This is a genomic window from Psychroflexus longus (assembly GCF_020164595.1).
In the GTDB taxonomy this organism is placed as follows: domain Bacteria; phylum Bacteroidota; class Bacteroidia; order Flavobacteriales; family Flavobacteriaceae; genus Psychroflexus; species Psychroflexus longus.
Window position 1 is genome coordinate 571,005 of sequence record NZ_JAIQZE010000001.1, and the last position, 21,931, is coordinate 592,935.

The following is a 21,931-nucleotide window of genomic DNA, read 5'->3' on the forward strand; positions in this document are numbered from 1 at the left end:
AAACTAAATACATAGTTTAATTATTTTAGAATTTAACACAATCAATTCAAATTCCGCTTTTGGATAAAAAACGTCTTAAGTAATTTAGACGCTTCTTCCTGAAGTATTCCAGACTCTACTTTGGTTTTGGGATGCAGTTTTGTGTTCATGGCTCGGTAACCTCGGACTTCATCTTCAGCAGCAAAGACCAAACGCGATAACTGGCTCCAGTACAAGGCCCCGGCACACATCTGGCAGGGTTCCAAGGTGACGTACATCGTGCAGTCTCTTAAGTATTTTCCTCCGATAAAGTTAGCTGCGGAGGTGATGGCCTGCATTTCGGCATGTGCCGTGACATCTACTAGAAGTTCGGTGAGATTATGGCTTCTGGCGATGATTTGATTTTTATGCGTGATGATGGCACCTACAGGAACTTCGCCTTTTTCCAAAGCCAAATGGGCTTCTTCCAGGGCTTTTTTCATAAAATACGTATCGTCAAAAGGAGTTAGCATAGTCAAAAATAGGATTTCTATGTCAGAACTATTCTGGTTTTCAAAAAATAACCACAAAGTCACAGAGAACACAAAGAAAAATCCTACTACCTAACACCTAATACCTAAAAACTCACAGACTATTGCTAACTTTGTGTCATGAGTACAGTTTTACTTTCCAATATCAATTCTCCTGAAGACTTACGCCGATTATCACCAGATCAACTGCATCAAGTTGCCAAAGATCTTAGAGAGTTTATCATCGACATAGTCTCTACCAAAGAAGGGCATTTGGGGGCCAGTTTGGGCGTTGTGGAACTCACGATTGCTTTGCATTATTCTTTTGATACACCTAATGATCTTTTGGTATGGGATGTGGGACATCAGGCTTATGGACATAAAATTCTCACTGGTCGACGCGAGGTGTTTGAAACCAACCGTAAGCTCAACGGCATTTCAGGCTTTCCCAAACGTGAGGAAAGCATCTACGATACTTTTGGAGTGGGTCACAGTTCCACCTCCATTTCAGCTGCTTTGGGCATGGCCATTTCATCTCAGTTGAAAGGTGACTTCCATAAACAACACATCGCTGTGATTGGCGATGCGTCGATTGCTTCAGGAATGGCTTTTGAAGGGTTGAATCACGCTGGCGTCACCAACGCCAATCTTTTGGTGATCTTAAATGATAACGCCATCGGAATCGACCCTAGCGTTGGAGCCCTCAAAACGTATTTAACTAAAGCTAAAATCGGTCAAAAACCATCACAGGATAATATTATTGAAGCGCTAAACTTTCATTATGAAGGTCCCATTGACGGACATGATTTACCTAAACTTTTAAAAGCTTTTGAAAATCTTAAAAACATAAAAGGTCCTAAGCTTCTTCACGTTATCACCAAAAAAGGCAAAGGTCTGAAACAAGCTGAAGACGATCAGGTGAAGTACCACGCCCCTGGAAAATTTGACAAAACCACTGGTGAAGTTTTGCCCAAAAACAATGAACATTTACCCGCTAAATTTCAGGATGTGTTTGGATTAACGTTATTAGAATTGGCTAAAAAGAACGATTCTATAGTCGGTATTACTCCAGCTATGCCCACAGGAAGTTCGCTCAAATACATGATGGAAGCCTTTCCCGATCGGGCATTTGATGTCGGAATAGCCGAGCAGCATGCGGTCGCGCTTGCTGCCGGGATGGCTACTCAAGGGCATAAAGTTTTTTGTGCGATCTACTCTACCTTTTTACAGCGGGCTTACGATCAGGTGATACACGACGTGGCAATACAAAATTTACCTGTTGTTTTTTGTATTGATAGAGCCGGCTTAGTTGGCAATGATGGCGCTACTCATCACGGGGTGTTTGATTTGGCATATCTGCGCTGTATTCCCAATTTGATCATTGCAGCACCAGCTGATGCTATTGAACTACGCCAACTATTGTACACAGCTTCTTTAGGCCTGGATCATCCCATCGCGATTCGCTATCCGAGAGGACGTGGAGAAATTTTAGACTGGAAAGTCGATTTTAAACCTTTACAAGTTGGTAAAGGCCGTAAGCTTCAGGGGGGAAAAGATTTGGCTGTTTTAAGTTTAGGAAGTATAGCGAACAATGTTTCTAAAAGCATTGAAACCATCGGTAGCAAACCTGCCCGACTAAATCATGAAGGCGAGTTCAGCATAGCTCACTTCGATCTGCGGTTTTTAAAACCTCTGGATCATGAGTTGCTGAAGGAAATTTTTAAAACCTTCGATCAGATTATCACTATTGAGGATGGAGTAGTGAAGGGCGGATTTGGTGATGCCATCTTGGAATATGCTCAAACCTGTAACTACAAAGGAAAAATCCATAAATTAGGAATCCCCGACCAGTTTATAGAGCATGGTGATACCAATGAGCTTCATGAACTTGCTGGCATTTCTACTAAAAAAATTAAAGAAAAAATTCTTTTTATTCTGAACCAATCTTAATTTCTTCCCTGCTCATCAGGATATAGCTCATGTACCGGATCGCTCTGCCAAAAGTCTTTGGTGTCTACATCCAAAGCAGTGACAGGACCTTTAAAAGCTGCTCCTGTGTCTATGTTCCACACATTGGCTAAATTGACAGGCTCAGTTCTATTAATGCGTGTGGTCGGCGTGTGACCGATATAGATCTCTTTGAACAACTTTAGGCGATCGGGATAAAAACCATCATCGGGTTGTATAGAGGAATCCATGGCCAAAACCATTTCCCAAAGCGTTCTATCCCAATACACCGTATTGGAGTGAAATTCTGAAGCTGGACCGTGCATGTTGGCAAATCCCGCATGAACAAATAATCGATTCTTTTCATCGACGTAATAGTTCGTGAGATTTTCTAAGAAAAGTCGGTGTAAATCTTTAAGAATGGAGTTTACATTTTGGTAGGCTTTCAATGTGCTTTCGCCACCATGTTCGAGCCACTTAGGATTAGATTTTGCGGTTCGGAACCAACCTAAAACCAAATCGTCGTGATTCCCTCTTATAAAAACACAATCCTGTTTTTCTTTCAACTGTATCAAATGCGAAAGTAAATCTGGCGTTTCACTCCAACCGTCAACATAGTCACCCAGAAATATCAATTTATCATCTTTGGTCACATCAGCCCGATTTAAAACCTGCTCTAAAGCTTTAAAACCTCCGTGTATATCTCCTATAACTATCGTTCTACTCATTCTAATTGTATTTTATTTTTCGTAATATTCTCATGTTGTCTTTTAAACGATCATAAGCTTTTTTCTGAATACTTTTCAGCAAGGGTTTAGCCTCTTCAAGCTTTTCCAAAGACGAATCAAACCCGTTGAGATAAGCTATAAGATATATGGTTGACATATTGACTAGCTCACTCTTTTCTGCTGAATTTAATACTGACTTATTCATAAGTTTTTTCAGTAAACTATCGTTATGGTTAAGAAAATGCCTCAATGTCTTTTGGTTGAATTGTGGGGGTTCAAATATCAATTCAGATTCAATATCGTAATGCATATTGTCCTTAAACTGAATGGAAACCTTTTCTAAGGGATAGTACTTAAACTTATCCTGAAGTCCTAATTGTACGTATTCTAAAATTTCAAATTTATCATCGTCGTATTGAATTTCAACCTCGTCCAAATCTGAATAAAACAACTTGACCTGTTCATTGATCAACTGGATATTCACTCTGGAATAGAAGGTTTTCTCACCAACAGATTTTGGCTTTGCGGCCCAGCACAGCACGAAATATTCTTTGAAGACTTTATATTTAGGGTAAAAGTCTTTACTTTTTAAAATGAAATCGTGAAAGCCATCTAAAGTTAAATCAATATTATTCTGAGAATTTTGCTCTATGGCAGCAACGATTTCAGAATTGATGTCTTTGATTTCTATATCAAACACTTTAGGCTTACTGATGCTTCCTTCGCGCATAAAAACCGTTCCTCCCCAGTATTTCCAAATGTTCTTTCTCAAGGCACAAATACTATTGTCTTTCTTCGGCCGTATAGAAACCAGACCAACTACTTTATCGTCTGGTAAATGCGGAAACTGAATATTTTCATAAGAGACAATAGGCGGATTCTCCAGATAGGCATTGACTAGATTCTGAATCTTGCTATCATCAAAAAAATCGACTCCAACGATGCTATTGCTTTCGTCCTCAATACCAATGACAATATAGGAGTTGCTGATGGGGTTGGTGTTGGAAAGCGAGCAGATGTGCTTAAGGAATTTAGCCTTGCCTTCTCTGGTACCAATGTCAACTTTGAGTTTTTTATCGTAAAAACTATTCTCCCCGCTGTGGGCAAGTAAGTTTTTAATAAGAAGGCGCTTGTTAATCATAGACTTTGCTAAAATTACAAGAAAAATCCTAATCAAGCTTGTGACAAGTTTGAATTAATTCCAAAAAAAAACGAGACCCAAAATGGGTCTCGTTAAATTTATTAAGATGATAATGAAGTTTTAGTTGAAGAGATATCTTAAACCAACTTGCATTTGCCATCTTGAAGATAAGATTCCTGAATCATCGAAGTTTTCAATATCAGCTTCTGATTGGAAATCATCAATATTGAAACTAAATACTGGATCTGGACCACCTTGCTCTACATCTAAGATTCCAATAGAACCAGGAATAAATGGTCTTCTACCCCAGTCTTTATTGATCAAATTAGTGAAGTTAAAGATGTCAAAAGATAATTGAAACGTGTGCTTCTTGTTATTGAAATCTAAGCTGAAATCTTGAAGGAATTTCAAGTCAACAATATGACTCCATGGTCCTCTTTCACCATTACGCTCAGAATATAGACCTCTACGCTCTCTTAAATATTCACTACTTTCAATATAACTGTTGAATGCTTCCCACTGCTCTTGTTGCTCAACTGGAGTTCCTGCAAATGTGATTTCGCTTGCATTTCTAGGAATATAAATTAAAGCATTATCTCGTGAGTCATCATTTAAGATATTCGCATTTCTACTGTTGTATAAGTAAGTGAATGGACGCCCTTCTTCTCCTGCATAGAATAAAGAAACTGTACTTTTCACGTTGTCGTTCCATTCGTGCTCATAAGAAAAATTACCTGTAATTCTAGAGCCTACAGAAAAGCCTGTACGCTGAATACCTGGGTTTGCATTTTTACCATTAACAGTTTCAAGGTTTCTCCACTGGGAAGAGTTTTGGGACGATGTGCCAGGGAAAATTTCATAAGCATCACCATACGTATAGGCTAATTGCCCAGCAAAACCGTTAGCAAATGGTTTAGTCAATTTAAACGTTGCATTGTAGGAATAACCTTCACTGGTGTTAGATGCCAAGAAAATACTTGAATAGGTATCATCTATTAAATCTCTTCTGTTGTAGTATGGTCTTCCATCAGCTCCGTTTAATGATCCAACTGGACCTCTAATATTTACATTTTCATAAAATACAGCATTTAAGACATCATTGTATAAGAATTCTCCAGAAGCAATTAAGCCCCATACTGGTAATTTTTGATCTACTGCAATATTATATTTTGCAACCTGAGGTAATTTAATGTCTGGAGCAAATAAGTCGATTTGTCCACCTACAGCACCAGTACCTGGTTCAGCTCCTGGTTGAACTGGCTGATCAAATGGGTCTGGATTAAAAAACACATCTCCATCTATAGCTCTTTCGTCAACAAATCCTGCTGTAATACCATTGTTATTATATTGACCACCAGGCCATACTAGAGGCACTCTGGAAGTAAATACACCTATACCACCTCTTAATTGAGTAGTTCTGTTTCCACCAACGTCCCAAGAAAACCCTAATCTTGGTGCAAAATGTATTTGTGTATCAATAGGTTTTCCAACTCTAGCACCTTGTAAGTCTTTACCGTTTGCTTCAAGGAGCTCAACAGTTCTGGTGTTAAAGTCATTATTTACTAACCCATCTTCAAAAAATGGTAAATCAATACGAAGACCTAAACTTACTTTAAGATCATCCGTTAGATCAACATCATCCTGAGCATAGAACCCTAAAGAAGAATAATTGAATTCAGCAGCACCAAGGGAATTATCCCCAGTCCCACCTTGTAGAGAATAACCTCTATCATAAAATCTTGCTGGAGCTTCGTTACCATCAATATCATCTAGGTATGTATTGAAATCGGCAAGTGAACTAAACCTATATTGACCAAAATTCTGTCTAAAGAATACATTCTTAGAATCAATATATTCAAAGTTAGCTCCAAAAGTCAATTTGTGACGACCTCTATAAAGTTCAAAATTATTGGTAATGTTCAACACTTTTTGTTCCAGTAAATTTGCTGTAGAGAAAGGTTCAGAACCAAAGTAAATATTTCCTGATCCATCAAATATTTGTACAGCTGGAAATGGATCTCCAGTTGGATCTCTATCGTCTAAAACATCGGTATAGCCAATAAGTAAATTATTAGACATGTCAGAACCATTTGTCGTACTCCACTCTAAAGTAGTCGAATTCGTTCTTGAAGGAAAAAATACACCTCTACCAGTGAAGTTAAGGTTTCTATCACTACTTTGTCTAGGATCTGTATTTTCAGCATTAACATAAGAATTCTTTACAGTTATAGTATTCTTATCGTTTACGTTCCAGTCGATACGTGCAATTAATTTATCACTGATAAGTTTCGTTGGGTTATTTTCAAAGACACCAGGATTATAACCATAGTTATCAATCAAGCCCTGCTTTAGGTTAGCAATATCTTGTCTTGAAGCATCTCCCTGGTAGCGATCAAAAACAAAAGGCTGTGGAGTTTCTTCATCCTGTCTTTCGTAATTGATAAAGTAAAATAATTTATCTTCAACTATAGCTCCACCTACCCTAGCTCCAAAAAGCTCAGCCGTAAAGTCAGTTAGTTTCTGTCTATTATCCTCAGTTAGTGCAGTTGGCGTTTTACCAGCTAAGTCTTGATTTCTTAAATAGTAATAAGCAGACCCTTCAGTATTGTTTGATCCAGAACGCGTAATCGCGTTAATAGACCCCCCAGCAAAACCAGATTGTCTCACGTCAAATGGAGAAAGGTTAACCTGAAATGATTCAATTGCATCAATAGAAATTGGACTTACTCCAGTCTGTCCACCATTGGTTCCTGAACCTGCAAGACCAAACGCATCATTGTTTACAGCACCATCAATGTAGATTGCGTTGTAACGGTTGTTTTGTCCACCTAATGAAATACTTCCGTTTTCGCCCACCTGAGCTTCTGGAGTAGTTCTAATAAAGTCTCCTAAAGAACGTGTTGCAGAAGGTAAGTTTGCAACTTGTCTTTGCGATATGTTAGTGTTAGAACCTGTTTGTCCAGAATCAAAGATTCCATTTTTTGAAGCAGAAATAATCACTTCATCCAAAGCATTATTGGATTCATTCATCTGTCTGCTAATTCTTTCAGAATCTCCAAGTCTTAGAAAGACACCTTCTAATAGGATATCCTCGAAACCTACATAAGTAATGGTTATTTTGTAAGGACCACCAACACGCATGTTTGGTATTCTGTAAAAACCATCAAAATCAGTAACAACACCATACTGGGTTCCAGTAGGCGTGTGCACAGCAAGAACATTCGCTCCCGGAAGAGGCTGATCATTGTTGTCTGTAATCTTACCATTAAGAGAGGAGGTAGTTACCCCTTGTGCATAAATACCTACTCCCATAATCAAGAATAAGCCAAGTAACAATTTTTTCATTTGAAATTTGTTTTTTGTTTATATTTCAGGTGCAAAGAAACTTCAGATAGAAAGTTCTAATATTAAGCCAATGTTAAGAAACACTGTTAAAAAATTAAATTTCACTTCTTTATAGTCATTCTAAAAAAGAGTCCTAACTCAGCTCATAAGGTAGAATTCAAATGGGAAGAAGATTTATTTTATTAATAATGGAGGTGACTTTTGGTCAATAAAGGAATATGAAATAGTGAGAGGTTTCTAAAGATTTAAAAAACCTTAAAGAACCTCTTTATATTCAACCTGGTCAATTTTAGCTTTTAAGGGGGATATAAACTCAAAATAGGAAGGCTTGAGTTGTTCTTCCATAGGTTCGGCTTCTGGTAAATCTTGTTTATAGGGATCTACTTGTTGTCCATTCACCCAAAACCTATAGCAAACGTGAGGACCTGTTGCCAGACCAGTTTGACCAACATAACCTATAACTTCACCTTGCTTTACATACTGTCCCACTTTTGCAGCACGTCTGGACATATGCAAATATTGTGTAGAATATTTACTAGTATGTCTCACTTTAACGTAATTTCCATTTCCCCTTGTATAGCTGGATTCTGTCACCACACCGTCTGCTGTAGACCAAATGGGAGTTCCTGTTCCAGCTGCATAATCTGTTCCTTTGTGGGCTTTCCAACGTTTTTGAACCGGATGAAAACGACGTCCTGTGTAACGAGAGGATATCCTGGTAAATTGCAGCGGCGCTTTCAGGAAAAATTTCCTAAGTGTTTTTGCATCTTCATCAAAATAGTCTGTGCGACCCGTCAAGGAATCCACAACAAACTCGAAAGCGTAGAATTCTCTTCCTCTGTGTTTTAATAGTGCTGCATCTATGCTTTCTAAACCAGCATAAATGGTGTCGTCTATATATTTTTCTTTGTAAATCAATTTAAACTGATCTCCTTCCTGAAGTTTAAAAAAGTCAACGCTCCATTGGTAGATATCAGCGAATCTGTTGGTGAGTAAATAGTCTAGTCCTGCTTCATCAATCGCCGCTGAAAGTGATGAGGATATGACTCCAGAAGTCGTTTTTTGCTTTATGGTCACAGGCTTTGACTCTGCAACTCCTTTTACGCTATCTATGCTGATAATTGCATAGTCAATCAATGATTTTTGATACACAAAATGCTCTACTCTTTGAATAGAATCTTTGCTTTTTACGATGAGATAAGGCTTACCATAGTTGATTCTTCTAAAATTCATCACAGAATCTGGAATACTTTGAGTAAGCTGATAAACTTTACCTGGAGTAACACCATAACGATCCATAATATTCCCAAAGGTATCCCCTTTTTCCACTGTGTCAAAAACTACCTCGTAATCACTCAAGGAAAAGCCAAAAATTTTAGGCTCTGGAACAGGTTCAATTTCAATAGATTTAATCGCCTCTTCGGAAGAATTTTCTCTTACATCTTCATTGCAAGAAAGTAAGATTAAGCCAACAAAAATGAGGAAAAGGCGAGTACTGTGAAAATTGAGCATATATGTTTTAATTGAAAACGTCAAAAATACATTTTATTATAAGTAGGACAAAGCTTAGTGTAAAATAGGCTTGTATAAAAACTAAAAAAACCTCTAAGGAGAGGTTTTTTATAAGTGTTCAAGAATTGATCATTAGCTATCAGCCAATGCTTCAGCACCTGCAACAATTTCCAAAATCTCGTTGGTAATGGAAGCTTGTCTTGCTTTGTTGTAAGATAGTTTCAAATCATCTCGAAGTTCTGTAGCATTATCTGTTGCTTTATGCATTGCTGTCATTCTGGCTCCATGCTCTGATGCAACAGAATCTCTTATGGCCTTAAACAATTGAATTTTTAATGATTTAGGAATTAAATCTTCAACGATTTCAATTTTGTTAGGCTCAAAAATATAATCAGAAGAAATGCTTTCGCCACTTTTTTTACTAGCAGGCTTTATTGGTAAAAACTGCTCTGTAGTAACAATTTGGGTTGCAGCATTTTTAAAGCTATTGTAAACTAGCTCTATTTTATCATACTTTTCGGACTGAAACATTTCCATGAGATGCTCAGCTATCTCAGCGACATCATCATAAGATAAATCATCGTAAATATCGTTATGCGAAGATTTGATCTCACGCTTTTTCTTTAGTACGTCTTCGGCCTTTTTTCCAATACTTATAATGTCAACAGATTGATCAGAATAAGTTTCATCCATAAGAGTTCTTACCCGTTTTACAATATTGGTATTGAAAGCACCAGCTAAACCTCTGTTTGACGATATGGCAACCACCAAGACGTTATTCACTTCTCTATAGTTAGAATATGGACTGCTTGTATCATTATCCAGGGAAGCACTTAAACTTTGAAGAAGTTCATTCAGCTTTTCGGCATACGGTCGCATGTTCTCGATCGCGTTTTGGGCACGATTAAGTTTTGCAGCGGAAACCATTTTCATGGCTTTCGTAATCTGCATGGTAGACGATACCGATGAAATTCTACTTCTTAACTCCTTTAAATTAGCCATAAATTAAAACTTATGCTTTGTATTTTGCAGCTATTTCTTTGGCTGCACTCGTTAGTGTATCTGTAATTTCATCTGTTAATTTACCAGCCTTTAGTTGGTCCAGAACATCTCTATGTTTAGAATTGAGATAAGACAAATAGTCGCTTTCAAATTCTTTAATTTTTTCAACAGGAACTTCTTTCATCAAGTTTTTAGTTCCAGCATAAACGATAGCAACTTGTTCTTCAACAGGAAAAGGATTAGCTTCAGCCTGCTTTAAGATTTCAACATTTCGCTTACCTTTCTCTATTGTATTTCTGGTTGAAGCGTCCAAATCTGAACCAAATTTAGCAAAAGCTTCAAGTTCTCTATATTGTGCCTGGTCAAGTTTTAATGTACCCGCAACTTTTTTCATAGATTTAATCTGTGCAGAACCACCAACACGAGATACAGAAATACCTACATCAATTGCTGGTCTTACACCAGAGTTAAATAAATCTGAGGTTAAGAAAATCTGACCATCTGTAATCGAAATCACGTTGGTAGGAATGTATGCAGATACATCACCTGCTTGTGTTTCAATAATTGGAAGTGCTGTAAGTGAACCACCTCCTTTTACTTTACCTTTCAAAGCTTCAGGTAAATCGTTCATCTGTTGAGCAATGTCATCATCGTTGATGATTTTTGCAGAACGCTCCAATAATCTGGAGTGAAGGTAAAATACATCACCAGGGTAAGCCTCACGACCTGGAGGTCTTCTTAATAATAAAGACACCTCACGGTAAGCTACAGCTTGTTTTGACAAATCATCATAGATAATCAATGCTGGTCTTCCTGTATCTCTAAAATACTCTCCAATAGCAGCACCTGCCAATGGAGCATATACTTGCATCGCTGCTGGGTCTGATGCATTTGCAGCTACAATAGTTGTGTAAGCCAAAGCTCCTCTTTCCTCTAAAAGGTTAGCAATACCTGCAACTGTAGAAGCTTTTTGACCAATGGCTACATAAATACAATATACTGGCTCTCCTTTGTCGTAAAACTCTTTTTGATTAAGAATTGTATCGATACAAACAGAAGTTTTACCAGTCTGTCTATCACCAATGACCAATTCTCTTTGTCCTCTACCTACAGGGACCATGGCGTCAATTGACTTGATACCCGTTTGCATAGGCTCGGTGACGGGCTGTCTGTAGATAACTCCTGGTGCTTTTCTTTCGATTGGCATTAAAAAAGTTTCTCCTTCGATTTCTCCTTTACCATCGATAGTCTCACCTAAAGTATTTACGACTCTTCCTACGATACCTTCTCCTACTTGAATGGAAGAAATCTTTTTGGTTCTTTTTACAGAATCCCCTTCATTGATATCATTGGATTTACCTAAAAGTACAACGCCTACTGCGTCCTCTTCTAAGTTAAGAACCATACCATTAAGCCCTCCTTCAAATTCTACAAGTTCTCCAAGTTGAGCATTGGATAACCCATAAACGTTGGCGATACCATCACCAACTCTTAGAACTGTTCCTACTTCATCTAGAGAGGTTTCAGATTCGAAACCGGAAATTTGCTTTTTTAAGATTGCTGTAACTTCAGCAGAGTTTACTTCAGCCATAATTTATTTTGCATTAATTGGTAAATACATACCACTTATTTTTATAATAATTGTCTTTTGAATCGCTTAAGACCGCCAGACACACTTGCATCAAATTGAAGATCTTTCAATCTGAGTATAAATCCACCAAGAATAGATTCATCAACTCGGTTTGTAAGATTTGCAGTATATCCGGTAATTTCTTTAATTTTTTCTTGTACTTTTTCTTCTAAATCTTTAGTCATCTCAACAGCCGTCACTACAGTTGCAGACTGGATGTGATGAATAGAATTGTAAAGATTTATGTATTCTTGAGCAACATGGTTTAGTATTTCGATTCTATTATTGTCAGCAAGAGTTTTTATCAATTGTTTGACTAAAGACTCGGCATCTTCAAAAATCTCCAACAAAACAGACTGCTTTTTATCAACTTCTATTAGTGGACTTGAAAGCATAAGTTTTAACTCTTTGTTTTCAGAAATAGTAGAATGTATGGATTTGAAGTTATCTAAAACTTTTTCATCCAATTTATTCTCTTGAGCCAATTCTATGATGGCTTTAGCGTAACGTCTTCCTGCTTTACTTCCCATGTGTCTAATTAGTTGAGTTTGACATCGTCAAGCATTTTGTTGACTAGAGTCATTTGTTCATCCTTGTTGTCCAATTGCTTCTTCACAACAGTTTCTGCAATCTGAACAGACAACTCAGCAACTTGAGATTTGATTTCTGCTAAAGCTTGTTTCTTTTCACTCTCGATGGTGATTTGAGCTTTATCCAGAATTCTTTCAGCTTTCTCATTTGCATCTTCTGTAGCTTCTTCGATAATAGTCTTCTTCATCTGCTGAGCTTCCTTCAACATTTCATCGCGTTCTGCTCTGGCTTGTTGGAGCAATTTTTCATTGTCAGCTTTCAGGTTAGCCATCTCTTCTTTAGCTTTTTCAGCAGAAACTAGGGCATCATTAATCGAAGCTTCTCTTTCGCCTACAGCCTTCATCACAGGCTTCCAAGCAAATTTAGTCAGCAAGAAAATCAAGATGATCATGACAACTACTTGCCAAACAAATAAACCGTATTCAGGAGTAATTAATTCCATATATGATAAGTTTTTTTTTAAATAAAATAAAACCCTCACCCAACCAACCGTTGGTTATGAGGGTTTTCATCATTTTTAAGAGGTAAGAACCCCAAGTAAAGCAGCAACTACTCCAAAAAGAGCAACACCTTCTACAAGTGCAGCTGCGATAATCATAGCAGTCTGGATTTTTCCAGAAGCTTCTGGCTGGCGAGCGATAGCTTCCATAGCGGAGCCACCGATTTTACCAATACCAAGTGCTCCTCCCAAAACTGCTAATCCTGCTCCTAAAGCTGCAAGTCCTACATGTAATAATTCCATAGTAAATAAATATTAAAAATTAAAGATTAATGATGTTCATGTTCTTGAACTGCCATACCGATAAATAGTGCTGACAGCATCGTAAATATAAAAGCTTGCAAAAATGCAACTAGTAATTCTAAAACTGTAATGAATAAGGCAAACGGTACTGAAATTGCTGCAACTCCTGCAGTTTCCAGTATGAAAATCAATCCGATTAAACTTAAGATAATTATGTGTCCTGCGGTGATGTTTGCAAACAAACGAATCATCAAGGCAATAGGTTTTGTAAACACCCCTAAAACCTCAACAATTGCAAGTATTGGCTTTACTGGAGTCGGAATTCCTGGCATCCAGAAAATATGTTGCCAGTAATCTTTATTACCGTTAAGTAAAATAAGAACCAGCGTAAATAAACCTAGTGCAATCGTAACGGATATGTTTCCTGTCACATTCGCAGCTCCAGGTAAAAGACCTAAAAGATTTGATAGCCAAATGAAGAAAAATACCGTTAGGAGAAAAGGCATAAATTTCAGATATTTTTTCTCACCTATTTGTGGTATTGCGATCTCATCTCTTACAAATATGACTAAAGTCTCTAATATATTTTTAAATCCTTTTGGCGCAGCTTTTGATTTTTTATAATGATTTGCAAGTCCCAAAAATATAAGAACAAGCAGCACTGCAGTGATAAGCATGGACGCTACATTCTTTGTGATTGAAATATCAAAAGGGCGATTAGCATTCATAGCTGCATGAGTCTCTTCATCAAATTCTAAAGTCTCTTCTCCTTCATTCAGCACATAAATCTTCTCATGATAGTTAACGAATTTCTGACCATTGGACTCCACAACATGCTCACCTTCTACATCATGATGAAACTCGCTCGACATAAAACTAGTTAACCCCTCATCTGTCCATAAAATCACAGGCAGTGGTAGTGTAACAGATTCCTCTCCTTCTCCAAAAAAATGCCACCCGTGAGAATCACTAATATGGTGCATGATCATTTCGGTAGGGTTGAAACTATCATCAATTACTTCTTTCGTATCTAACTGGGCGAAAGATGAAAAGGAATTTAAAATAAGCATGAGCATTAAAGCCACTGTAATCTTTGAAGATTTGTGTGTTGCCATAAATTGTTGACTTAATATCAATTCGAAAATTTCGTGCAAATGTAGGTTTTTACTTTTTAATTTTAAATGAAAGCTTCAAAAAAATATTTTTTCAATAAGTTATAATTCAATTTGCTTGCTTTAATTGAAAACTATTTAATTTGACTCTTTTGGATTGATCAATTTAATGACTTGGATAGCTTCAAAAATTAAGTATATGAAGTAAGGAACAAAAAAATTGAGAATATTAGCAAAGGAAGGTTTGTCATCTGAAAGAAAACCCGGGAGTAAAAACAAAATGGCAGCTAGCATTTTGAACAAACTAGTACCCATAAACGCAAAACCTGCATAATCTTTATAATTGGAGTGTATCCATTGAATGATTCCAGCTACAAAAAAAGCGGATATGATATGAAATACATATATTGAAGTAAAAGAATAATAGGTTACTATTGAAAAAAAGGAGTCGATGCTCCAATGTAATATAATTATAATAGCCGAAAATATAAGTATCGAAACGTAGGGATTCCTTAAGATGTTTTTCATGTAATAGTTACTTGAATTTTTTGAGCGAGGTTATAACTTGAGCTAGAGCAACAAATATCCCAAAAAGCGATAATGAGATTGTGAAAAGTTTTGAAGAATCTGTATAGTTTTCATCCAACCAAATTCCTAGAAAAACAAAACTGGTTATGATAATTCCCATTTGTAAACCTACCCCAGAAAAATACAACCAAGGATTAGGCTGATTGTTCTTTTTTGGCATTACCAGATATAGATTTCATAGCCCCTTTCATGCTACAAGTTGCATTGAATACTGCTCCAGGTTCAATTGAAAGTTTGTCGGCAAAAACTTCTCCTTCTATTTTGGCAGTAGCTCTTAAGGTCAAAAGTTTACTCACCTTTAATTCTCCCTTGAATTCTCCTTCAAAGTCAGCATTTTCACACTCGATTTGACCTTCTATATAACCGGTTTTACCAACTACAATTTTGCCAGGTGTTTTGATGTTTCCTATGACCTTTCCTTCTATACGAAAGCTACCTTGAGAGTCAATACCGCCCTTGAAGACAGTACCTTGTGCAATCTTGTTTTGTTCTTTTGTTAAGTCTGAATTCATAGGATTATTTTTTTTTTCTGAAAACATGTTATTTGATTTTTGCTAAATATTCGTCCAAGTTTTTATTGATCTGGGCAATCTTGTAATTTTTTTCTGATATTACAAAATAAGTCAAACTCTCATCAAAAACAGCATTTTTAATAAATTTTTTGGCTAGGCCTTCTGCTCCCAATTTACTACTAAGACCAGTTATGGTCAACAAAGTTTGATTTTGACTGTAAATGTTTTCACTTAAGCTTAAGTCAAGCCCTTCCTCCTCTTGAATTGAAGCTTGCAATTTAATTTTTAGTTCCTGTATATGAAACTCCTCCGCATTCTCCTTATTGAAGTCAAACACTAGTAGGTATTCTGCATTAGGGTCGGGTTTCAAATCAAACTCTGAAGAAAGAGGCTTTCGCTTCAATTCTTTATATTGTTTTTGGGCATATTTCCCTTCTTGTGATTGTGGGTAAGTCAGAGCCACGTAATTAAGCGCTTCAATATAAGAATCTACACCTTCAATCTTTGCAAGCACTCTCGCTTTAAGAAGTTCTAATTTTGGCAAGATTGAATTTCCAACAAACACTTTAGTATACATATCAATCTCATCCAGGAGGTATTGATAATTCCCGGATTTATAGTTTTTATACATTTTATTGTAAATGTTTTGAGGATTGTCTGCATTACTTCTATAGTCCTCTGGATTTCTCAAAATGCTCGCATATCTGGAATCTGGATGGTTGCTTAGTATGTCATTTTTCCATTGAACAGCTAGATCTGTTTTTCCAATTTCTTCGTAAATTTTATATAGATAATATTTTGAAGGCAGGATGAGACGCTCCTCAGGATTGTGCTCTAGTAAAAAGTTCAGTTTTGAAATAGCAAGCTCGTATTTTTTAAACTTCTCTTTATAAATAATACCGAGTTGGTAATAAGCAAAATTTCTTTGATCAGAAATACTATCGATTACTTGTTCATCACTGGGGATTTCAGCGATATAAGTCTGAGGATCAAATTCTGGTCTTACCTTTTCCTCCACAATAACTTCTTCATCTTTTATGTCGGTACCTCTTGAGGGATTTCGCCTCCAATCATCCGTCAACTCTATATTTCCCCAAGTTTTTCTAAAAGACTCTTCTCCGCGTTGCTTCTGAGTGATGTCGTAAAAATAGAATTTGGTAGTACTGGACTGGCTTCTTCCTATTTGGCTTTTTTGTGCTCCAAACCTCGAATTTGCAAGTTTTGAGACTGTATTACTCGCAAAGATACTTTTCTCTTCTTCTTTCAGTTTTTCGATATACGCTGTAAAGAATTCTATCCGCTCTTCTTCAGTCGCTTCAACCAAATTCAATATACTATCCGTTGTTTTGGCAATTCTTTCAAACTTAATAACATCTTCCAGGTTGTCTCGCTTTCTTTTGATTTGCCGGTATTCCAGGGTTTGCTGAGCCAGGTTGCTTAGCGTACTATCGTAATATTTTCCAGAAGTTTCGTAAGAAGCTTTATCAAAGTAAATTTCCCCAAGATTGAAATAATTTCTGCTTTTTAAATACTTGTCCTTTGGCTTTTGCCCTAAAGATTTGTTGAATTTATCGATTGCCAAATCCACCGAGTCTTTTGCAAGTCTGAAGACCGCATTATCAAAATAAATAAAATCTAAAAAAGGCCTGTTTTCTCGATTTTCTGAAAGCTCCTGAAAAGCGAGTTCTGTTTCGTGCCACGACGCATTTTCAAAACCCTGAAGTCTAAGCTTCTCTAGTTCTGAATGAATCATGTAGCGTCGAGGTGACTTTCTGTTCAAAGCAATAACTTCGTCAAAACTCGACCTCGCACTATCTTTTTCTCCTAACAGTGAAAATAATTGACCTTTTATGTAAAGCAATCGCCCTCGCTTTTCATCATCTGGAGCTGCTTCAATAGCAATTCTTAGAGGAGCGATAGCAAGTCTTTCTTCGTTTTCGAAAATATAGGCTTGTGCCAGTGTCGTCGATGCCTCATAGCTTTCTAGAGGAGATAATTCTTCAGAATTCATGAGAGACACTAGATTCTCTATTGCCGTATCAAAATATTCAAGTCTTAGGTTAGTTTTTTCAACCCAAATCTTTGCTTCATTAATGGTTGAGCTTTTAGGATAGTGATTCAATATAAAGTTGAAAGCATCTTTAGAAGGGACAAAACGTTGATCGTAATATCTTGCTTTTCCCAGGAGTAAAAAAGCCTCATCGATTTGTGGGTTGTATTCTTTGCCCCCCATAAACATAGAGTGTTTTTGGATGGACTTGGTGGCCTTTTCTTCGGCGATTTCAAAATTAGAATTTTCGCCTTCAGAAGTGTTTTTCTTCAAAGTCCTGGACTTTTGCTCCTTGATTGCCATCCTCTCGATTGGCAAAACAGTCCAGTAATCTTCGTTGTACAAAGCTTCTACTTCTTGTTTCCCTTTATCCAAAGCCAAATTACCATTGTAAACAATGTTATAATAGGTCGTCATGGCATGAAAATTCTTGTTCAGGAATTTATCTTTTTTTCTTGAACATGAAGACAGTAAAGCAATACAAATAAGGATTATAAAAGAAAGCTGTAAACGCATGAAAAATATTCTAAACTTAATAACTAGAAAAAATAGATAAAAGTATATTGGTGCAAAAATAGCTCTTATTTATAAAAGGGTGTTTTAAAAGTTATCTATGGATTACCTCTCAAAATATAGCTCTAATTCCTTCAGCGTTGCTTCGCTTGTGTAAATGTCTTTTACAACTTGGCCTTTGTCCAAAACGACTACGCGCTCACAAACTTCTGTGACGTGCATTAAGTCATGACTAGACACCAAAACTGTGACGTTTTTTTGAGCAGACAAGTCCTTGATGATTTTCTTAAGACGAATCTGAGTTGTAGGGTCCAGATTGGCAAAAGGCTCGTCAAGAATAACAACCTCAGGATTGCCAATGAGCGCCGCTACGATTCCCGCTTTCTTTTGATTCCCTTTAGAAAGGTCTCTAAGATATTTCTTCTGATTCAGAATTTCTCCATGAAAAAAATCTGCAAACTCTGCCAAAAGTTCATCCACTTCAGCTTTAGAAGTGTTTCTCAAATCACCAATGAAGTAGAAATATTCTTCAGCAGTCAAATAGCCTATTAAAAAACTTTCATCTATAAAAGATGAAGTGTAAGGCTTCCAATCCTCATTTTCACTTACGATAATTCCTTTGTTTTCAATATGACCAGTAGTTGGCTGAATCAAATCCAAAAGTAAACTAAAAAAGGTAGTTTTACCTGCTCCGTTGTTTCCCACTAAGCCAAAACTTTGACCTTTTGGAATGTCCAGAGCTTCTATATCTAAAACTTTATCGGCTTTATAACTTTTGGATAAATTTTGGACTTTAATAATCGTTTCCATAGGATGTAGTTATTTTTTTTCTGAAAATGCTGAAATGGTTTTGTACTTATTTTTTTGATATAAGTTCTCGATAATTTTGAGAAAGTAAGATTTAAAAACTAAACCTAAAACCCCGCTTAAGGCCAATGCAATAATGCCTGCATTGAAATTGATAAACTTGTAGGGCAAGTAAAAAATGATCATAGGACCTAAGATTTTAGGCAGACTGATGAGCAACTGCGTAGGGTTAAACCCCTGAGTGTTGCTAAAAGCTTTGGCTTTTTGGTTAAGTTCTATCGGAACTCTATTCAGAGCTCCACCATACAAAGTGATGAAGGAATTAAGTCCAATATTGAAAGAAGCTCCGGCCGCAATCATTGCGTAAATATCCCAGCCAAAATAAATGTAAGGCGTGCTTAATACAAAAGAAACGGCACAACCTATCACCATCAACAACCATTTGGATTCCAGGTATTTTTTATATGACACATTCTGGCTCATCATCAATTTGTAGTATTCACTATCCCAGGATGGTACTAGTTGGCCAAACGTGATAAGGAAACCACCTGAGACAAAAATGGCAGCAAAGGCTAGAAAAACAGGCATATTCTTATAGGTATCTTGGGTAAAAAAGATAAGACCGTAAAAGAGAAATAAGAACGACATCAATAAGACCTGTTTGGGTCTCGCGTTCCTGGTAATCATTTTGACATCATTTTTCAAGAACGTTGCTAAAGTTCCAAAACGATTTAAAAATTCAAGATTATAATTTTTGAATTTCTCTTTTTTAGTCTGGACTGCACCGTCCACATAAAAATTCTTTCTTAGCAACCTGTAATTCATTCTGAATAAGACAATCACCAAAGCTACAGGAAGTAGTGCAGTAAAACCGACCTCATAAAATGAGTTGAAGAAAACTCCCGTATATGGGGTGATATCAAAAATGTTGAAATATTGTAATCCAATAAAAGAAGCTAGCAGTGCTATGACAACATAAAATGCTGTGTTGTTTTTATTCAGAATGAAATTCAAAAAATTGATGGAAAAGCTTATGGCGAGTATACTTGCAAACCATAAGACAGCCATCAATGGATTATAGCCTTGAACCATCAAGACGATAGTCAAAGGAATAAAAAATAATAGCGGCAGAATATTGAAAAAAGAAAAAGAGGTCTTCAGCAGTAAGAACTGAATTACAGATTGGCGTTTTACGGGAAGTAACAACATGGGTTTGATATTCATCACTGGTAACTGTTGCATAAAATACCTAAGGGCCAGATCTCCCATTACCCAATAAATCATATAATTATTGATAAGCATAAAAGGATCTTGATCGGGAATAGCTTTTTTAAAAATAAAAAAAACACCTATACCAGCCAGAATAGCTAACCCACCAAAATAAAGTGCTCCTAAAATCATTAGGATTTTAATAGCTAGTCCTTTTTCAAAAAAAGATGAACGCCTAAATTGTTTCCACTCCAGGCTCAAGAATTGCTTAATAGTCATGTCACGAGATTTGATTGGTTAGTCTAAAGTCTATCTGTTTGTTACAAGACTTTGTTTCAAATTAAGCTCAAATTTTCATTTTTTTAAGAGATAAATAAAGTTATTTTTATGAAAATTTTTAATAATGAAACAAATTACAGCTATACTGTTATTGATTTTGGTCCAAAGCTTTGCTTTTTCACAAGAGGACTATCCAGATTTAAAAGAGATTTCCAAAAGGCTTAAGGCTTTGGATAAAAGTTCCAATGTCGACTTGTCTACACTGACCAAAACTGAAGGTGGAAATGACATCCAGGTCCTTAAAATTGGAAAAGGAGATCTCAATAACAAACCTGCTATTGCCATACTTGGGGGTGCAGAAGGCTATCATGTATTGAGCGTTGAATTGGCTTTACAATTTGCAGAACGTATTTCTACTAATGAAGCAGCCCTGGAAAAGACTACTTTTTACGTCTTCCCAAATATGTCACCTGAAGCTTATGCACAATATCATAACAAGCTGAAATACGAGCGCAGAGGAAATGCGTCCAGTCTTGACCATGACCGTGACGGCAGATTGAGCGAAGATCCTTACGAAGACCTCAATAAGGATGGATTGATAACTCAAATAAGGATAGAAAGTCCCCTTGGGAGATATGTATCACACCCTGAGGACCCAAGGGTGATGATAGAAGTGGACACCACTTCTTCAAATTCCAAACGCTATCAATTATTTTCTGAAGGGATCGATAATGATAAAGATGATAATTTCAACGAAGACCTAAATGAAGGTATTGCTTTCAATAAAAGTTTTACCTATAAATTTCCAGCTTTTGAACCACTTGCTGGAGATTTTGCGGTATCCCAAAAAGAAAGCAGAGCATTGCTGGATTACCTTTTTAAGCAGTGGAATATCTACGCCTTTGTCACTTTTGGCCCCGCCAATAATTTGTCATCACCACTTAAATATAATGTTTCGGAAGCCAAAAAAAGAATCGTAACCTCTCCTTTGGAAGGTGATGTAGCTATCAATAAAATGGTTTCAGAATTATATAATAAGGTTGTTTCTCAAAAACCATACATGCAGGACAATATGGGAACCGACGGCGACTTCTTTCAGTGGGCTTACTTTCACTTTGGAAGATTAAGCTATAGTACGCCAGGTTGGTGGGTTCCTGAAGCTAAAAAGGATTCTACAGCAACTTTAGATAAAAACATAAAAGACACCAGAGAATCAAATTTTCTAAAATGGGCTGAACAAGAAGGTCTTGAGAATGTTTTTGTAGATTGGGTAGAAATCAATCATCCCAATTTTGAAAACAAAACAGTTGAAGTTGGCGGCGTAAAACCCTTTATAATGAATAATCCAACGTTTTCAAAAGTGGATAGCATCGCGATAGAACACACCGATTTTATTCTACAACTGGCGCAACAACAACCAAATCTTGAGTTCCATAACTTGAAAGTGGAAAACTTAAAAGGAGGACTGAAAAGAATCACTGTTGACTTGCTGAATAATGCCAATTTACCCACTCATTCTGATCTTGGACAACGCTCCCGCTGGTTGCGAAAAATCAGAATTGATTTAAGCGCTTCCAAAAATAATATTCTGGCTGGAGACAAAATAGAACTCGTTACAAAGTTGGATGCTTTGGAAACCAAATCTTTATCCTGGATTGTGAAAGGAAACGGAAAATTAAATTTAAAAGCTGGTGCTCCACATACTGGCTTTGCTGAATTAAACATAAACTTATAA

General features: G+C 36.7%; 19 protein-coding genes. 2 read left to right on the plus strand and 17 right to left on the minus strand.

Going from position 1 to position 21,931, the window contains the following annotated elements; translation table 11 throughout:
- Positions 1–41: 41 nt before the first annotated feature.
- Entirely contained in the window at positions 42–491 is a 450-nt protein-coding gene (locus LB452_RS02555) for a nucleoside deaminase (RefSeq protein WP_224460151.1), read from the minus strand.
- Between the two features lie 138 nt (positions 492–629).
- Between LB452_RS02555 and LB452_RS02560 the strand changes: the two genes are divergently transcribed.
- On the plus strand, positions 630–2,438 hold the full coding sequence (locus tag LB452_RS02560) for a 1-deoxy-D-xylulose-5-phosphate synthase (RefSeq protein WP_224460152.1): 1,809 nt from the start codon (positions 630–632) through the stop codon (positions 2,436–2,438).
- Here the strand turns inward: LB452_RS02560 and LB452_RS02565 are convergent.
- The 16 genes from LB452_RS02565 to LB452_RS02640 form a co-directional block, all read right to left on the minus strand.
- A complete protein-coding gene (locus tag LB452_RS02565) occupies positions 2,435–3,163 on the minus strand; it encodes a metallophosphoesterase family protein (protein WP_224460153.1) in 729 nt (242 codons plus the stop codon). The genes LB452_RS02560 and LB452_RS02565 overlap by 4 nt on opposite strands.
- Position 3,164: 1 nt before the next feature.
- Positions 3,165–4,304, minus strand: a complete 1,140-nt coding sequence (locus LB452_RS02570) for an ATP-binding protein (protein WP_224460154.1) — start codon at positions 4,302–4,304, stop codon at positions 3,165–3,167.
- A 120-nt stretch (positions 4,305–4,424) separates the two neighbouring features.
- Positions 4,425–7,649, minus strand: a complete 3,225-nt coding sequence (locus tag LB452_RS02575; RefSeq protein WP_224460155.1) for a TonB-dependent receptor — start codon at positions 7,647–7,649, stop codon at positions 4,425–4,427.
- A gap of 255 nt (positions 7,650–7,904) precedes the next feature.
- The gene (locus LB452_RS02580; protein ID WP_224460156.1) at positions 7,905–9,161 is read right to left on the minus strand and encodes a M23 family metallopeptidase; all 1,257 of its coding nucleotides are present in this window, start codon (positions 9,159–9,161) and stop codon (positions 7,905–7,907) included.
- Positions 9,162–9,293: 132 nt separating this feature from the next.
- The gene (gene atpG, locus LB452_RS02585) at positions 9,294–10,163 is read right to left on the minus strand and encodes an ATP synthase F1 subunit gamma (RefSeq protein WP_224460157.1); all 870 of its coding nucleotides are present in this window, start codon (positions 10,161–10,163) and stop codon (positions 9,294–9,296) included.
- Between the two features lie 10 nt (positions 10,164–10,173).
- The gene (gene atpA, locus LB452_RS02590; RefSeq protein WP_224460158.1) at positions 10,174–11,754 is read right to left on the minus strand and encodes a F0F1 ATP synthase subunit alpha; all 1,581 of its coding nucleotides are present in this window, start codon (positions 11,752–11,754) and stop codon (positions 10,174–10,176) included.
- 41 nt (positions 11,755–11,795) lie between these two features.
- Entirely contained in the window at positions 11,796–12,323 is a 528-nt protein-coding gene (gene atpH, locus LB452_RS02595) for an ATP synthase F1 subunit delta (RefSeq protein ID WP_224460159.1), read from the minus strand.
- Positions 12,324–12,331: 8 nt separating this feature from the next.
- Entirely contained in the window at positions 12,332–12,826 is a 495-nt protein-coding gene (locus LB452_RS02600) for a F0F1 ATP synthase subunit B (RefSeq protein WP_224460160.1), read from the minus strand.
- A 75-nt stretch (positions 12,827–12,901) separates the two neighbouring features.
- Positions 12,902–13,126, minus strand: coding sequence for an ATP synthase F0 subunit C (gene atpE, locus LB452_RS02605; RefSeq protein WP_224453178.1), 225 nt, complete (start codon positions 13,124–13,126; stop codon positions 12,902–12,904).
- Between the two features lie 26 nt (positions 13,127–13,152).
- Positions 13,153–14,241: a F0F1 ATP synthase subunit A gene (gene atpB, locus LB452_RS02610; protein WP_224460161.1), complete on the minus strand. Its 1,089-nt coding sequence runs from the start codon at positions 14,239–14,241 to the stop codon at positions 13,153–13,155.
- A 135-nt stretch (positions 14,242–14,376) separates the two neighbouring features.
- Positions 14,377–14,766: a hypothetical protein gene (locus LB452_RS02615; protein ID WP_224460162.1), complete on the minus strand. Its 390-nt coding sequence runs from the start codon at positions 14,764–14,766 to the stop codon at positions 14,377–14,379.
- Between the two features lie 7 nt (positions 14,767–14,773).
- Positions 14,774–14,986, minus strand: coding sequence for an AtpZ/AtpI family protein (locus LB452_RS02620; protein ID WP_224460163.1), 213 nt, complete (start codon positions 14,984–14,986; stop codon positions 14,774–14,776).
- Positions 14,961–15,365, minus strand: a complete 405-nt coding sequence (locus LB452_RS02625; RefSeq protein ID WP_224460164.1) for a bactofilin family protein — start codon at positions 15,363–15,365, stop codon at positions 14,961–14,963. Before LB452_RS02625 ends, LB452_RS02620 begins: the two co-directional genes overlap by 26 nt.
- A 1-nt stretch (position 15,366) precedes the next feature.
- Positions 15,367–17,904, minus strand: a complete 2,538-nt coding sequence (porW, locus tag LB452_RS02630; protein ID WP_224460165.1) for a type IX secretion system periplasmic lipoprotein PorW/SprE — start codon at positions 17,902–17,904, stop codon at positions 15,367–15,369.
- 102 nt (positions 17,905–18,006) lie between these two features.
- Positions 18,007–18,711 (minus strand): ABC transporter ATP-binding protein, encoded by a 705-nt coding sequence (locus LB452_RS02635; protein WP_224460166.1) that lies wholly within the window; start codon positions 18,709–18,711, stop codon positions 18,007–18,009.
- Between the two features lie 9 nt (positions 18,712–18,720).
- Positions 18,721–20,196: a DUF5687 family protein gene (locus LB452_RS02640; RefSeq protein WP_224460167.1), complete on the minus strand. Its 1,476-nt coding sequence runs from the start codon at positions 20,194–20,196 to the stop codon at positions 18,721–18,723.
- Positions 20,197–20,320: 124 nt separating this feature from the next.
- Between LB452_RS02640 and LB452_RS02645 the strand changes: the two genes are divergently transcribed.
- Positions 20,321–21,931 carry a M14 family metallopeptidase gene (locus LB452_RS02645; RefSeq protein ID WP_224460168.1) on the plus strand — a complete coding sequence of 537 codons (1,611 nt, stop codon included), beginning with the start codon at positions 20,321–20,323 and terminating at the stop codon, positions 21,929–21,931.